At 35.4% G+C, this 15,758-nt stretch carries 15 protein-coding genes; 11 read left to right on the forward strand and 4 right to left on the reverse strand.

From position 1 onward, the window contains the following. Nucleotides 1-41 precede the first annotated feature (41 nt). The 5 genes from RMB06_RS05580 (at nucleotide 42) to RMB06_RS05600 (ending at nucleotide 4,634) form a co-directional block, all read left to right on the forward strand. Entirely contained in the window at nucleotides 42-2,483 is a 2,442-nt protein-coding gene (locus tag RMB06_RS05580; protein WP_311078727.1) for a hypothetical protein, read from the forward strand. A 70-nt stretch (nucleotides 2,484-2,553) separates the two neighbouring features. Next, a complete protein-coding gene (locus RMB06_RS05585) occupies nucleotides 2,554-2,943 on the forward strand; it encodes a hypothetical protein (RefSeq protein WP_311078728.1) in 390 nt (129 codons plus the stop codon). A 41-nt stretch (nucleotides 2,944-2,984) separates the two neighbouring features. Next, on the forward strand, nucleotides 2,985-3,530 hold the full coding sequence (locus RMB06_RS05590; RefSeq protein WP_311078729.1) for a glycosyl hydrolase 108 family protein: 546 nt from the start codon (nucleotides 2,985-2,987) through the stop codon (nucleotides 3,528-3,530). After that, complete coding sequence (locus RMB06_RS05595; RefSeq protein WP_311078730.1) at nucleotides 3,531-3,848, forward strand: DUF6527 family protein; 318 nt, start codon at nucleotides 3,531-3,533, stop codon at nucleotides 3,846-3,848. A 93-nt stretch (nucleotides 3,849-3,941) separates the two neighbouring features. After that, nucleotides 3,942-4,634, forward strand: coding sequence for a hypothetical protein (locus tag RMB06_RS05600; protein WP_311078731.1), 693 nt, complete (start codon nucleotides 3,942-3,944; stop codon nucleotides 4,632-4,634). Between the two features lie 51 nt (nucleotides 4,635-4,685). Here RMB06_RS05600 and RMB06_RS05605 read toward each other — a convergent pair whose 3' ends face one another. The 3 genes from RMB06_RS05605 to RMB06_RS05615 all read right to left on the reverse strand — a co-directional run bounded on the left by RMB06_RS05605 (nucleotide 4,686) and on the right by RMB06_RS05615 (nucleotide 7,235). Continuing rightward, nucleotides 4,686-5,984, reverse strand: coding sequence for a DUF4113 domain-containing protein (locus RMB06_RS05605; RefSeq protein WP_311078732.1), 1,299 nt, complete (start codon nucleotides 5,982-5,984; stop codon nucleotides 4,686-4,688). Next, a complete protein-coding gene (locus RMB06_RS05610) occupies nucleotides 5,981-6,481 on the reverse strand; it encodes a translesion error-prone DNA polymerase V autoproteolytic subunit (RefSeq protein WP_311078734.1) in 501 nt (166 codons plus the stop codon). Before RMB06_RS05610 ends, RMB06_RS05605 begins: the two co-directional genes overlap by 4 nt. A gap of 109 nt (nucleotides 6,482-6,590) precedes the next feature. Beyond that, the gene (locus RMB06_RS05615; protein ID WP_311078736.1) at nucleotides 6,591-7,235 is read right to left on the reverse strand and encodes an SOS response-associated peptidase family protein; all 645 of its coding nucleotides are present in this window, start codon (nucleotides 7,233-7,235) and stop codon (nucleotides 6,591-6,593) included. A gap of 462 nt (nucleotides 7,236-7,697) precedes the next feature. Here RMB06_RS05615 and RMB06_RS05620 point away from each other — a divergent pair, with 462 nt between their 5' ends. The 3 genes from RMB06_RS05620 (at nucleotide 7,698) to RMB06_RS05630 (ending at nucleotide 11,560) form a co-directional block, all read left to right on the forward strand. Then, complete coding sequence (locus RMB06_RS05620; RefSeq protein ID WP_311078738.1) at nucleotides 7,698-8,486, forward strand: hypothetical protein; 789 nt, start codon at nucleotides 7,698-7,700, stop codon at nucleotides 8,484-8,486. 409 nt (nucleotides 8,487-8,895) lie between these two features. Further along, nucleotides 8,896-10,302: a molybdenum cofactor biosysnthesis protein MoeA gene (locus tag RMB06_RS05625; protein WP_130036781.1), complete on the forward strand. Its 1,407-nt coding sequence runs from the start codon at nucleotides 8,896-8,898 to the stop codon at nucleotides 10,300-10,302. 697 nt (nucleotides 10,303-10,999) lie between these two features. Beyond that, nucleotides 11,000-11,560 (forward strand): TetR/AcrR family transcriptional regulator, encoded by a 561-nt coding sequence (locus tag RMB06_RS05630; protein WP_311078740.1) that lies wholly within the window; start codon nucleotides 11,000-11,002, stop codon nucleotides 11,558-11,560. Between the two features lie 38 nt (nucleotides 11,561-11,598). Here the strand turns inward: RMB06_RS05630 and RMB06_RS05635 are convergent, their stop codons facing one another. Next, nucleotides 11,599-12,465, reverse strand: a complete 867-nt coding sequence (locus tag RMB06_RS05635; RefSeq protein ID WP_032038772.1) for a LysR family transcriptional regulator — start codon at nucleotides 12,463-12,465, stop codon at nucleotides 11,599-11,601. Between the two features lie 329 nt (nucleotides 12,466-12,794). On the opposite strand from RMB06_RS05635, the gene RMB06_RS05640 reads away from it, so the two are divergent. The 3 genes from RMB06_RS05640 (at nucleotide 12,795) to RMB06_RS05650 (ending at nucleotide 15,741) form a co-directional block, all read left to right on the forward strand. Further along, nucleotides 12,795-13,226 carry a DoxX family protein gene (locus RMB06_RS05640; protein ID WP_032038770.1) on the forward strand — a complete coding sequence of 144 codons (432 nt, stop codon included), beginning with the start codon at nucleotides 12,795-12,797 and terminating at the stop codon, nucleotides 13,224-13,226. 32 nt (nucleotides 13,227-13,258) lie between these two features. Beyond that, the gene (locus tag RMB06_RS05645) at nucleotides 13,259-14,173 is read left to right on the forward strand and encodes a hypothetical protein (protein ID WP_032038768.1); all 915 of its coding nucleotides are present in this window, start codon (nucleotides 13,259-13,261) and stop codon (nucleotides 14,171-14,173) included. Between the two features lie 107 nt (nucleotides 14,174-14,280). Continuing rightward, nucleotides 14,281-15,741 (forward strand): alginate export family protein, encoded by a 1,461-nt coding sequence (locus RMB06_RS05650; protein WP_086355053.1) that lies wholly within the window; start codon nucleotides 14,281-14,283, stop codon nucleotides 15,739-15,741. The last annotated feature ends 17 nt before the right edge of the window (nucleotides 15,742-15,758 follow it).

Here is a 15,758-nt window from a genome sequence, read left to right on the forward strand (position 1 = left end):
AAGCCCTGCATTATGTGGGGCTTTTTTTTGGAGAAAATTTTATGGCGATTCTCACTGAAGAAAAGTTTAAAAATCTGGATACTGATATCAAGCATGCGGGTGAGGCTATAAATGAGGATAAACTAATTAACCCGCGATATGGTGCCCCATTTAACTCTTTTCCACGTGCGATTCGCATAATGATGGAAAATGGTGGGTGGAAACCGTATCTTACAGAAGCTGCCTTATTATCGACTGTTCCTCTTGTCACTCCATCAATGGGTTATGCCTACGATACAATGAAATTGTATTTTTGGGATGGTACTAAGTGGATAGTTGGGGGTAAAAGTCCCTTAGAACAAGCTAATGATTTTACTAAATCATCTATTGAGGGGTTATTTAATGAGTATCCTAAACAACTTGTTCTAGCACCAATTTTTGGTAAAGCTATTAATACTTCTACACCTCAAGATAATTTATTTTCTTCTGTACAAAACCAGACACGTGCATACCTCCAGATTGATGTATCAAATATAGTCAGGCTTGAAGTTAACAATGCAACATCAAATTTTTCGGCTTGGAAATGGGTTTTTTGCGATAAAAATGGAGTTTACATTTCAACTAGTACGACTTGGGGAAGTGGCACTTATGAAGTACCAAGCGGTGCAAAATGGGCCTATAGAACTTACCAAGTAGGTGACTCTAATGCATACGAAAACGCGACAATCATTATCAAGGCAATTATTAAATTTAGAATTCGCAATGAAGTTAATGCTGCAATTTCTGAAAATAATATCTTATTAATGTCTCAATTAAAGACCTATGTGAAGGATGTAATTGACGGTGATGAAGATATAAATGCCACTAATGCAGTCCGCTCCGGTTATGCAGTTGATACAACACCAGGAAGTCTTAATCTACTAACAGCGCAGAATGGTGATATTCGAAAATATATAGAGATTGATGTAAGTCGCTATTCGGTTTTAAAAGTAAAAAATTCATTAAATGTTGCTTCCTGGTTGTGGGTATTTGTCACAGCTAATGGTCAAAAAATTCTTTCAGAATATAAGCTTGATGGAAGTTTTGATATTCCAGTTAGCGCAGTAAAAGCTTATCGAACTGTATATTATGAAAAAGGAACGGTGAAGTATGATGACATAAATAATGGCTTAACTATTTCTGGAGCTTTGAGAGTTAAACCTACTGAGCAGAGATTTTTAAACTTAGAAACTTTATCCAATCAGTTAAATAGTCGAGTAGGTGTCCTTGAATCAATATCTGGTGTAGGTCGTGAAAGTGACTCTGCGAGAATTCGTAGAAGAGCAATGATTGAGAAAATGCTAGATATGTTTAATCTTAAAAAGTTCATCTCTCCGAATGACTTTGCTGATTTGACTCAGATGGACCGATTGAAGAGTTCAATTTCTTTTGTGAAAACGCAAGGTTATGGAATTATTGAGTTAGCTCAGGATTCAAGAGATAACACCAACATTTGGACTATTACAGAATCACTCCTGTTACCAGATAACTGCTGGATTTACATTAATAACTCTACGCTTAAGAAGGCTGCTGGGGTTTTTGACACAATGATTCGTAATGAGGGAATCGTACCTAGTCCAAATCCTTTTGAGCCAGCCTTAGAATTATATCCAAATGAAAATATTTGGATTTTTGGTAACGACAAAATGCTATCTGTTGTAGAGGGTAATATTGATGCTCCTTACACCGCAGTTCATCCAGTAAAGGGAGGAAATCCTATTCCTTTCATCGGTGATCTTTTTGGATGGAGGACATTATCTTTTCTATTTGCGAATACAAAAGGGCATAGAGTCTTTAATTTATCCTTTAAAAAAACTACTTGTTGGGCAAACTCAAATGAACATGGCTGTGAAGACTTTAAATTCCATGATTTGTACTTTGATACAACAGTTAAAAATGGTGACGGTGTTGATGTACGTATGGGATGTCAGGATTTTGAAATTTACAATATTTCAGGTACTACTTCGGATGACATGATTGCGTTGACTGCAATCCATAGATATGCAGTACAGCACCCATGGTATGAATATGTGTATCCAATTCAAGTCGGTGGATATGAGGACCGTGGCCTTGGTATCGATATTAAAAATGGGCGCATCTGGAATGTTCGCGGGAAAAATTCAAATGGCGGTATACGTTTATTATGGACTGGTGGTTCAAAAATGCAGTTCATTAGTGTTGATGATATTGCTGATGATCAGGTTGGTTTCAAATATTATGTGGTTCTTGTCCATACGGGGCAGTATGGTGTGCCAGCTATTAGAGGAGATTCAAATAATATTACGATCAATAAAGTTATTTCTAACTTTACAACTAAAGATGTTGTGAAGCTTGATGGGCCATTAAAGGATACTTGGATTAATAATATTGTTCAAAACACTATTTCTGAAACTCCTGTTGTTAATAAGGGGGCATATTATTCAGAGGACAATGTAAAAATTACCAATACTCGTCAAGCAAAATAAAATAACCTATGGATAGCTCTAACCTTTAATAAGTTAGAGCTTTTTTTTGCCTACTACTGGAGTAAAAGGCATGGAACCAGTTTCTACAAGCGGTTTAACCGCACTATTAAAATTCTATAGCGCAGCAATTATGGTGACTTTAGCAGTCGCATTAGTTGCAGCAGTTGTATTAATGACCCGTATGCCACGCTCACCTCAAGAATGGGCTGTAGGACTGATTTGTACGGTCGTATCAAGTCTAGCTGGTGGCTCATTCATTATTGTGAAATGGGGACTTCACGAATGGATTACGGATATTTGGGGAATGATTGCGCTAGGTGGCTTCTTCTTTATTTGCGGAATTCCAGGTTGGGCTCTAGTGAGGTGGATTTTCAACTTCATTGATAAACAGGAGGGAAAAACTATTATTGAAGTTATCCAAGAGGTAAAGAAATCCAAAAAAGACTTCGAAAACAGTTAATGCCGCCTTCGGGTGGTTTTTTTATATTTAAAGGAAATGAAATGAATATTGAACAATATCTTGATGAATTAATTAAACGAGAAGGTGGTTATGTAAATAACCCTGCTGACCGTGGTGGTGCAACTAAGTACGGTATTACTGAAGCAGTAGCACGTACAAACGGTTTTAAGGGCAACATGAAAGATTTACCGCTTGATGTGGCCAAAGCCATTTATAAAAAGCAGTATTGGACAGCTCCACGATTTGATCAAGTGAATGCTATTAGCTCAGCTGTTGCTGAAGAGCTTTTAGATACTGGTGTGAATTGCGGTACTGGATTTGCAAAGCCACTTTTACAACGGGCTTTGAATTTGCTGAATAATCAAGGCAAAGGTGGTTGGCCAGATCTTATGCCAGACGGAATTTATGGTCCAGCTACCCTAAACGCTCTAAAAACCTATTTGTCTAAACGTGGAAATGAAGGCGAGAAAGTCCTTGTGCGAGTTCTAAATATTATGCAGGGCCAGCGCTACATTGAAATCTGTGAACGTAATCCTAAGCAAGAACAATTTTTCTATGGCTGGATCAACAATCGTGTGGGGGTTTAAATGATTCAAGCAGAAACAATAACTGAGCTCACTCCATACTTAGAATTTTGGAGCAGTGGCATCTATATGTTTAAGTGCCCAGGGTGTAAGTATTTACATCCATTCTATGTAAAAGCAAGCGTACGCCACAATGGAAGTACTTGGGATTTTAACGGCAATGTAGATAAGCCAACATTTACACCATCTTTACTGATTAATGATCATTACCCTACAAAGCGATGCCATCTATTTTTGACTGAAGGAAAGATTCAATTTTTATCTGACTGTCATCATGAATTGGCTGGTAAAACGGTCGCTATGGTACCGATCGATGTTTAGGGTTTTATAATTAACAGGGTTCTTGCATAATGATCTTTATGGAACATTTATATTCTATATTGTAGTAATCAAAATTTAAATAAATGAGTTTATATGAGAAAAGAATCAATTTTGGAATTAATTGAAGAAGCAAGAGAAATTTACTCAATAATTAATTCCCATCGGAATATTTCTAAACCTAAGGTGAAAACAATATTTGAGCATCTTAGAAGTTCACTTGATTATTTGGCGAAAGATATTAATGATAACTTGAAAGTACCTAGTAAAATAAAACTATATTTTCCGTACGGTGCTAATGAGGAAGCCTTCTATAAGTCAATAAAAAGAAATTTCCCCTCACTACAAAGTGAAATTAGTGAAATTTATGAAGAGTTGTTAAATATACAATCCTTTCAAAGTAGAGATGATTGGTTGCCTAAACTATGCTCTTTAACAAATGAAGTTAAGCATAACAATCCACTTGATATAAGACATAGTAGTGAGACGGTGAATTCAGTAATTGCTGAAGTAAATAATATGGGTTTAATAAGTATCGGAGGGAGTAGTTCAAATATAAAAGTAAGGGATTTTTTTGTGGATGGAAAGCGTATAGATGACTTTATTTACGATAAAGGTAAGATAGAAATTACAAGAAAGGGGGATATTCCTATTAACTTTAAGATTACAAAGGATAAGAAAATTCTAATTGGTGATGAACTTCTAGATTTGTTACCATTTCTAGATAAGTGTATAAATAATATTTACTTACTAACTAATAGAATTTATTTAGTTTTAGAAAAAAATTAAGTTAGTACGTAATCTATATTTGACCATAAGACCCTTTTTTATGAAAAAATATTAGTTATTGATAGTTAATAACTCATCCCATCTAAAAGGATTCTTACTTAATTTATCCCTGCTCATTGACCAGTTCCGATTGGCTATAAAGCAGGGTCCGACCCCTAATTTTTTCTTTCCAAATTTAGTGTGGACGTTTTCCATAGCTATCATTAGTTGTTCTTTTTTATCTATCTCTTCAAAATCTGTGAGTAAGTCATAAGTGTGGCCAGACTTTGGCTCTAAACCAGTTAGTATTACTCCACACTTTTTATATTTAATACCTTCTTTATAAATATGAGATACCATTTTCACTGCTGCTTTTACGAAGTCTATCGCACAATCCGTAGGTTCTGAAAAGGAGCCAGTAATAGACTTGTTGTAGAAAGGTGCACTTTCATCAAATGGGCTAGATTGAACAAATACAAGTAGGCATCCGCATAGTGATTCTTCGTCACGTAACCGCTTGCATGCCTCTTGTGCATGCATTGCTATAGCTTCCTTCAAATCATCTAGCTCAGTTACTTTTGCCCCAAAGGAACAAGATTTAATAATTTGTTTTTTTGATGACGGGGTGTCTTCAATTTCAATGCATGAGATGCCCTGTAGTTCATTAATAGTACGAGCCATGACGATAGAAAACAGTCGTTGCATTTCCCTTGCTTCAGTACATGCTAAATCTAAAACACTCCTAATGCCCATACTATGAAGTTTTTTTGCGTGCTTACGACCAACACCCCAAACTTCACTTACATCTATTTGTGAAAAGTAATATTCCTTATTGCATGGATCCATGTTGACTAGGTCGCAAACTCCATTAAAACCAGCATTTTTTTTAGCTATATGGTTGGATATTTTTGCTTCTGTCTTGCTGCGACCTATTCCCACGCACACAGGCAAACCAATCCATTTCAATACCTTAGCCCGCATATCTTGACCAACTTTTTCTAGATCAAAATTCTTTTCATAGGCAGTAAAATCTACAAAACACTCATCAATTGAATAACCTTCTACTTCTTCCTCTGTGACATATGAACCAAGTATCTTATGAAAGCGTCTAGACATTTCGGCATAAAGAGCATAATTACTAGATAAAACAATCACCTTATGCTGTTTAACTATATCTTTGATCTGGAATAGTGGCACACCCATCTTAATATTTAGAGCCTTGGATTCGTTGCTGCGCGCCACGGCACACCCATCGTTGTTTGATAAGACAATGACAGGTTGGTTATTCAAACTAGGGTTAAAGACTCTCTCGCATGAGACATACATATTATTAACGTCTATGAGAAAAAAGACTTTCTCCTCGTGTTTCATGATCTTTTTCTTGTATTTTTTAAAATGTAAGTTACAACACCCCAAATTATTAACTCTTGACCATCCGACAAATAAATATTTTGATAATCAGGATTTTCTGCCTTTAGCCATTTGCCTGTCTCATCAATCATTAAACGTTTAACAGTAAAATCATTATCTATAAGAGCAACTACAATATCGTTATGTTTAGCATCCAGACTCCGATCAACAATTAGTTCGTCATCTATATCAATGCCTGCATTTAACATTGATAATGAAGCAACCCTTACGATAAATGTTGCCTCTTCATTCTTAATGAGATGCTCATTCATATCGAGTGATCGATCAATGTAATCTTGAGCGGGGGAGGGAAAGCCAGCAGATACCTTTTCAATAGCTAATGGTATTGATATATGTGTTGATGGAGTGACTAATTTTATTGAGGCAATATCTGTCAAAGCCTTACACTGATTAAGATGCGGCTTAATTTCAATAATAAAAGGTTCGATAGTGCTCATAGTTACTCCTTGATTTCGTTACATAATCAAGATGATATGCTAGAGCTAGGTTGAAATTCAAATAAAAAAAATTGTGGATAAACAAATAGAAGTCAAAAGCTGACGTCTGTTATTGTGCATTTGGTCGGAAATTCTTCATCTCTGATCTTGGTTGGGCAGTGAACTCATCAATCGGCATATCTAAGAAAAAATCCTTAGCATCCTCATGCCTGCAATGTAACCAGTCATCTCTTAAATCTGGTGGGATAACAATAATTGATCGCTTTTCGTCGGTAGGAGCGTGGAATTGTTTCATGAAAGGGTGGTGATCAGAATTTATGGTAAGCATGCTCATTGATCTGATCTCTTCACCATCAACAACCGCATATTCATAAATACCAGCCACGGTAAAAGGCATATTATCTTTACGATAAATTCCCCACCATTCAGGCTTGTTATCAATGTACTTTGGTTCAAAAATTACATCAGCAGGAATTAAACAAAATTGGTTTTTCTTCCATGCATTTCTGAAGCTTGGTTTTTCGTGAACGGTCTCAGTTCTTGCGTTATATGTATTATGGACTTTTTTTAGTTCCTTTACCCATGGTGCTACTAAACCGAAACGCGCCAATCGCCATTCCATTTGTACTTTTTTAGAGAATAAAAGAGGTGCTTCATAATTAGGGTAAATATGATTTTTATATTCAAATGTCGGTTCAAAAAGATCAAGTAAGTGTATTCTATCTTTGGCGATAGGTTCATAGTTTGAGCACATAATTAGCCTTTTTTGAGAAGTTTAATAATTCTTCTGAATTAAAGAATAGTGCTATAAAAAAACAAATTATGTAAAAAAGATGTAATTAATTTAACAACGTTGTCCATTTGAATTTACGGCTAAAAATGGCAATATTTCCAAGAATTCTGCGACAAATCTGCAACAAGATGAAAATACCAAAACCAAGAAAGCTGGGTGGTACGTACTCAATCACTGGTTCTTGAAATTTTATTGCTCCTTCCTTCTGCTCTTCAGCACGTACTGTTTTGTGTACATTGGGCTGATGTGGCTATTGTCTTGAAAATCTTCATGTTCATTTTGAACAATATGAAGAGACTTCCCATCTTTTTTAAATAGATGTATTTCATTTTTTTCCAATAATTTTTGTATTTTTTTACAACTTAACAAACTATAAGTAAATATACTTAATATTAAGATTTCGAAAAAATTAGAGAGGGGAATATGGTTTTCTTTGATTATGTTATTCCAGGCACTTGGATAGATTATGACGATGAAGAGTGGTCAATACGAATTTTTAAACAAATTTTAATGCTTGAATCGCAATTTCAGGATGCAAATGTTGCTTTAGATATGTTTAGCACACTTGATGCTTCAAAATTATATCCATTTTCGAGAGAAAAATTTGCTGAAGATTCTTCAAAAAAATATGAAATTAGAAATTTTCTTGAAAAGAAAATACCAAGAGAAGGAATGAGTGAGTACGACTATCAATTAGAGCTTAGTTTACAAACAGACATTCAATTTAAAAAAGAACAATGGAGTAATGGAAAAAAGCCAATAGGTTTCGAAATAAGTTGCCAAAGGATCTATGCTAGAGCATTTATCAATGCACTTGATTTGTTTGATAGAGTGCTTCAAAGATTGACTGAGGAGAAAGGAATTCCATCTGGAGTTGTACAGCAATATGAGAAAATATCAAAGTATTTCCCAGATTTACGTCCTGTTCGGAATACTATGCAGCATTTAGAAGATCGCTCAAGAGGCAAAGGGGCATATAATAAACAAATGGATTTAAAGCCAATAGACAATGATTATATAAATGCGCCTAATGGTGGAGTCCTGGTCTTAGATACGCTTAATGGTTCAAACTTTGAATCAACAATGGCAAATGGAGAGATAGGGAGAGTGGAAATTTCTTGTGAATCATTAAGCAAATTACTAGAAATTTTAGTCGGTGTTCTGAATTCTTTTAAATGGAAAGGCCCTAAACAACATAGACCATTGATGTAAATTTTAAAATCAGATCTATTTTATTATTAAACCAACTAGTAATTCTGCGACAAAACTGCGTCAAATCGATGTTAAGTTTATGATTTAAAAAATATTAGATAGTCCTTGACATCGTAGAGGTCTCCAGTTCGAGTCTGGATATACCTACCAAAATATTAAAGTCATATAAACTCGAATAGCTTTACATGACTAAAAAAGCCCTAAATTATAATGGTTTAGGGCTTTTTTATTGGTTTTATAAATTAATTTCATTTTCTATATTCGCCTAAAAGAGCAATTCATTCCCTAAAAGGCTGAAGCAGTTTGGAGCTTATTTAATACCGAATGTTTTAGATAACGATAAATTCTTTATTAATAAATAAAACTAGCGAAGTACCTCCTATTTGAGGTACTTCTAGGATCTATATTTATGCAAAAAAAACTTCCAATACCAGATAACTTACCAAATCATTTAACGGACATTTTTTATCATATCAATATAAATTTGCCTAAAGGTGATTTAAAAGAAACTGTAAAATTAGATGAAGCTGTAAATCAAGTTAACGCAAGTGATGTATATGCTTTACGGGATTATCCTCTGCATAATTTATCTGAATATGCGGGTTGGGCTCTTAACTCAGAAACAACTCAATCTGTAAGTAAAGATAGCCCTTTATTAATTACTCATTGCTATTATTGGGGACAACAGCTTTATAGATCTATTAATCCGTATAAATTAGATCTAAAAACTCCAAGTTTGTTAGAAATTCCTGCCTATACAAAATTACCAGAGTCTTTAGATTCAGTGATTGCTGAACAAGATGAAAGATTAGATCTCTCTGATACCGATGCTAAAAAAATTACTGGTTCTATTCCTGCCATGCATGGTGTTATCCCAAAGGGCAGTATATTTAAACAAGGCGATGTGATTCTAAAAAAAGATGAGAAACTGACTCCTGAAAAATTAATTGTTTTAAGACGAGCGGGAATCAAAGAATTATCTATATATAAAAACCCCAAAATTCTCATTATAAGTATGCATTCTTTTGATAAAGAAGAAATGAGTGAGGAAAGTCTGTATGTTAAAGATGTCTTGAAAACATGGGGCTACGAGCAGGTAGAAATCAAATCACTCAAACCTGAACGTTTTGATGCTGCATTTAATAATCTTAAAAAAGATAATGACCCAGCTTTAGATGACTCATTAACGACGAGCAGGGACGATTATATAAAGTTCTTTGAAGAACAAAACTCAAACTTTGATGTCATTCTTTGCTGCACATATCAAAATAATCGTTCTTCTTTATTCCAGCTTGAAAAACTTCCAATCTTTGATCAAAGCAGCATGTCATCGGCCTTGAATACACGTTGTATACCAGCTAATGAAATTAAAATTCTTAAAGGCCAAGATAGGACTCCACCTAGCCGTGAGACTGTGCAGATATATGATGAAAGCGGTAATCATAAAGGTATGCGTGTAGTCGTTACAGAAGACAAAGCGACTATTATTAATTTACCGGGTGACATTCAAGATATTGCGATTCTGATGCATGCTTTTGTGAAATATATTTTGAATAAGCACATCTCAGACTTTTTTGATCATGCTTACTTTAAAGGTAAAACTGACATAGAAATTGTTCCTGATGTGACAAATAGAAAGTTGTTATGGGGGTGTTATAAGGCTCAAGAAAATGGGGAATATGTATTGGAAATTATTGAGCAACAACAGTCATATCAGATAGAGCCATTTGTTAAAGCGAATTGTATTGTGATAGTACCTTTTCAAGAGCAGACAATTGCAAAAGGCACTGATTTATATTTTATGAAAATAGGTTAAGTCTAATTTCTATTTATAATTTAATTGAGCGGTGTAACCTTTAAACTTGTTAAAAGGTTACAACCTATAAAGTTATAGCTGCCAAAACCTCACCTTTATAAACCCCACTTTAACAATAACTATCTCATTATTTATCCTTACTTTTTAATGATCTAATTTAAAACAAATGTCATTTTGTGTGCTTGACTGCTAAAGGGCAGAGCACTATCCTTTGCCTGCTGGCCACATTGCCAGCCGGCTTTGACAGGCTGAATAATAACTCCCGCATCAGAGCTTTTCTTTCTGAGGAATAGTTTTGTGTGTGGTGGACCACTCGTTCCCTCCCGTAGCGGTAGGACGGGAGAGGGACACCTTCGGGTGTGCTAGTTTGAGTTATTACTAGTCTGTCAACCTTCTTCCGTTCTGCCACCATAATTCTATAAATGTCTGGCAGAACTCCCAATAAAAAGGAGTTGGCTTTGCACATTCTTAATTTCTTGGCAGCGACTGCCAAAAGCTATAACGACACAACTTAAAAATTTAAAGCAGCTTGATGCCCTTTAGGGTTTTCAGGCTTTAAGTCATTACGGCTCAAAAAAACTTGCATTAACAATAAAACTTGAGATGTGCCAAGCACAGTCTTACGGCTTTGCTATGCCTTTTTTCTCCCAAAAAAGTATCTCGTTTAGAAACAACAAGAATTTATAACGGTAAAAATATGCCAAATTTAGTTCTCTCAACACGTGCAATCCAAATCATTAATACATCGATTCATTTGTTTCACCATCACGGATTTCACACAGTGGGCATCGACCGAATCGTGAAAGAGTCTCACACTCCAAAAGCAACTTTTTATAACTACTTTCATTCTAAAGAGCGATTTATTGAAATCTGTTTGATCGTGCAAAAAGAATGCTTAAAAGAAAAAGTGGATGCAATTGTTGAGTACGATCAAAGTACAAACGTGAAGGATAAACTTAAGAAACTTTATTTCTTACATAGCGATGTAGAAGGGCCGTACTATTTATTATTTAAAGCAATTTTTGAAACGAAACTCACCTACCCAAAAGCCTATATCACCGCAGTGAGATATAGAACATGGCTCATCAATGAAATTTATAGCCAGCTTAGAGCACTTAAAAACGATGCAACTTTTCAGGATGCCAAATTATTTTTATATATGATCGAAGGCGCAATTATTCAGCTTTTAAGTTCGGATGTGGCAATTGAGCGGGAAAAGGTGTTGGATTGTTTTTTGGCGGGGTTGGTTTGTGGCTAATGAAAACCAATAGCTCTATGAGATCGAAAAGTCCTAAGCTATAAAGCTTCAGTAATAGATTGAAAATGTTGTTTTAACGTGTTTAAGAAAAGCTGAACCTTTTTTGGAATTTTTGATCCATAGGGCGTGGTAGCATAAAAATGAAGTTTTGTAGAAAATATGTCTTGAGAGCAATTAATAATCGCTCCCTCATCTTCATATTTTTTAGCCAAAAAATCAGGAATATATAAAATGCCCTTGTTTTTCTTACATAGATCTAAAAGTATTTCTATATTGTTGCAGATTAGTTGAGGGGGCGAATTAATAGTTTTATTTTCTAAGTCGGCTCTTGAATATAAGAATATATTGTGTTTTCTTAATTCTTCTATACTTTTAGGTTTTCCATATTTGTTTAAAAAGGCAGCTGTTACATAGAAGTTTCTTTTATAGCTATTTAGAATAAAAATATTTTCTTCTCTAACTTCCTCTTCAATTTTTAAAATAATGTCGAATTTATGTTCATTTATTTCCGATGTTTTTTCAGAAAATAATAAATCAATCTCGATATTAGGATATTGAATTAAGAAATTAGAAATAATATCTGAAAAGCAAGTTTGAATAAAAGCATGTGGAGCACTAATTTTTAATATGCCCTCTGGGTACTTTTGATCATAGATGAAGTCATTGGCAGCCAAATCTAATTCTTTAACAATAGCTTTACAGCGCTGATAAAACTTCTCTCCTGAGCGGGTGAGGTCCATCTTTCGGGTGTTGCGCGTAAACAATGATGTACTGAATAAACTTTCTAGATAAAAAATTCTTTTAGAGACTTGATCTCGAGTAATACCTAAATTTCTAGAGGCATTACTAAAATTTCCATTCTCTACGACACTAATGAAAGTATAAATACAGTCTAGTTTATCCATTAAATTTTGAAAGGCTAACTTGGCGTGTCGCTAAACTATATTATCATCTTTTACTTATCAATCATTGTATCTTTTGAGGATACAGTTTGTATTTAAATAGGTATCTAGTAGTTTACGTTTATTTTTGATTTTATATATATTGTCTTTTATTTGGATTTACTCGGTGGTTTATAAAAATATATAGGTAGTATTTTAAAATTAAAAAATTTTATCTGGCTTTAAAAAATTATTTTTAAGAGACTGGTTTTATATTAAATACATCGTTTTATTAATACTGCGATGGGTGTTTATAAATGATTAGAAATAAAGAATATCAATGAGGTAAAGAAATGAGTGGCTTGATTAATAATAATCCAGTATGGGTTAAAAAGATTTTATCAATTCATGGATTGCTTCCACTTCTTCGAGTTGCATTAGTTTCAGCCTATTTGGTTGGTGGAATTAATAAGTTCATCGGTTTTCATGCGGCTATTGAGGAGCAAGCAAGTTTTGGTTTGCAACCGGCTTGGCTCTGGGCAGCCGCAGCGATTGTGATTGAAATTGTGGGTTCGCTCTTGGTTATTTTTAATCGTTTTGTCTGGTTAGGAGCAGGGGCTTTAGGCTGCTTAACCGCAATAGCGATGCTAGTTGCCAACGACTTTTGGAATCATACAGGTCCTGCATTTTTTAGTACGTTTAATAGTTTTTTCGAACACCTCGGTCTTATCGCTGCTCTGGTGATGGTCACTATTCTTTCTAATCAACAACCAAACAAACAATAAGCTACAGCATCTAATTCTAATAGGAGTCTTTTATGCGTAAATCATTATCAGCTTTGCTTTTAAGCACAATGCTAGTGGGCACCAATGTTGCCATTGTTCCTCAGGTTTTAGCCAAGACAACAACGAGTGTAAAAAGTGAAGCACCCGGCGTAGCTCCTCAATACGATACAACACATGTGTATGTTAACCCCGAAGACTTCGATAAATTTACCGATAGCTTAGTGGCAACATTTGGGGGAACTAAATCTAAACAAGGCATTTTTCAGGTCACTCCAACACCAAGCCAGACCATTTCCCAACTTGTATTGACCCCAGTAGGAACATTGTCTGTATTCGGTTTTAAAACTCCAGTCCCACATCCTTTTGGCTTGGAAAGAACAGGCTATTTAGTCAAAGATATGGATGCGGCAGTGCAGTCTGCTAAAGCAAATGGCGCTGATGTCATTGTTGAGACATTTCCAGATCCGATCGGGCGTGATTCAGTCATTCAATGGCCGGGTGGCGTGAATATGCAACTTTATTGGCACACCACTAAACCGAGCTATAACAAACTAGAAACTGTGCCAGAAAATCGTATTTATATTTCAAAACAAAGTGCGGATTCTTTTGTTAAAAAATTCGTCAATTTCTCACACGGTAAAGTGGTTTCAGACAACCCTAAAGCGGCTGGTGTAGAAATTGGACGTCCAAATGAAACCTATAGACGTATTCGCGTGGAATCTGATTTCGGCAAAATGACAGTGTTGGTTACCGATGGTCATCTTCCTTACCCATATGGGCATGATATGACGGGTTATGAAGTCAAAAACTTATCTGAGACTTTAGATAAAGCGACAAAATCTGGTGCGACAGTCTTGGTGAATGCCTATAAAACAGATGGTCGAGAAGCCGCGATGGTACAGTTCCCGGGTGGTTATATTGCTGAAATTCATGCCGCTACAAAGTAATTTATTGCCTTAATGATTGATAAAACAACACTCATATTGCTTAAGGGCAATGTGGGTGTAAACGACTAAGTCTTTGCAATGATCTATTGATTACCGTGGAAAACTAGATGGCCCAGCATATTTCTAAAGATAGAAAATATCGAATTAAGTGCTCAGAAACTTACCGTAAAATAATTAAAATAAGTTTATTGCTGACGGGGAGTTTATTTTTTTATGAAGTTACTCATGCGGAAAATGAAGCTTCAAATACAAATGCATGTCCAACTCGTCCAAAAATCTCAACGAATCGCTGGCAGGAAAATTGGGATGTTTTAAAAAATCCATGTGTGCCAAAGAAAATAGGTGATGATTTTAAATATATACCTTTTGGCGATAATAATTATTTATCACTAGGGGCAAATATTCGCGAGCGTTTTGAAGTCAATAATAATGCGAGATTTGGTAGCGGAAATAATCAAGCCGATCGCTATTTAATTCAAAGATTACAAGTTCATGCCGATGCACGTATAGGTGATCATTTACAATTATTTACTCAGCTCAGTGATGCGCGAGCGTTTGATAAAAAGAATATTAGCAGTACCGATCAAAATAGACTTGATATAGAACAAGCCTTTATTGCGTGGGTGAGTCCTTTAAATAATGGAACTTTTAAGTTTAGAGTTGGGCGTCAAGAGATGGCTTTTGACTTGCAGCGCTTTATTTCGAATCGCGAAGGGCCAAACGTTAGACAAGCTTTTGATGGTATTTGGTCTGGTTATGAATATGGCGATTGGAGAGTTTTAGGCTATCTCACTAGACCTGTTCAGATTGAAAAAGATTCAACTTTTAATGACCACTCGAAAAGCGATTTAAGTTTTAGCGGCTTCCGTGTAGATAAACAAAATGTGTGGGGAGGCGAGTTATCTGGTTATTACTCTCGTTATGAACGCGATAACGCATCTTTTACAAGCGTTAAGGGAAATGAGATTCGAGACTTATATGATGCTCGTCATATGGGTAAAAAGAATAATATTGATTGGGATGTTGAAGGTATGCTTCAGCGTGGAAAGATTGGTGGACAAACTATTCAGGCATGGGGACTCAGTAGCATTACGGGATATACGTTTGCTGAACAAGCTTGGTCACCACGTTTAGGCGTCCAGTTTGATATAGCCACAGGCGATAAAAGCGCCAACGATAATGAACTCAATACTTTTAACCAGCTCTTTGCAAACGGCTCATATTTTACTTTGGCGGGTTATAGTGGCTACAGCAATATCATTCACATCAAACCATCTCTTACACTTAAGCCTTCCGATAAACTCACCCTATTAACCGCATTAGGTTTTCAATGGCGTGAAACCACCAATGATGCAGTTTATTTCCAAGGCAATAACAGCATGGCGAACACAGCAGGACAAGGTTCAAGCTGGACGGGAGCATATATTCAACTAAGAGCAGATCAAAAAATAAATTCTAATCTGTCTGTTGCTGCCGAAGGAGTACACTTTGAAGTCGGAGACACGATTAAGAGAGCTGGAGGTAAAGACTCAAATTATCTGGGTGTTGAACTTAAATATGGATGGTAAATCGAGAAGAGAAAAAA

The organism is Acinetobacter sp. V104_13 (assembly GCF_031798995.1).
In the GTDB taxonomy this organism is placed as follows: domain Bacteria; phylum Pseudomonadota; class Gammaproteobacteria; order Pseudomonadales; family Moraxellaceae; genus Acinetobacter; species Acinetobacter pittii.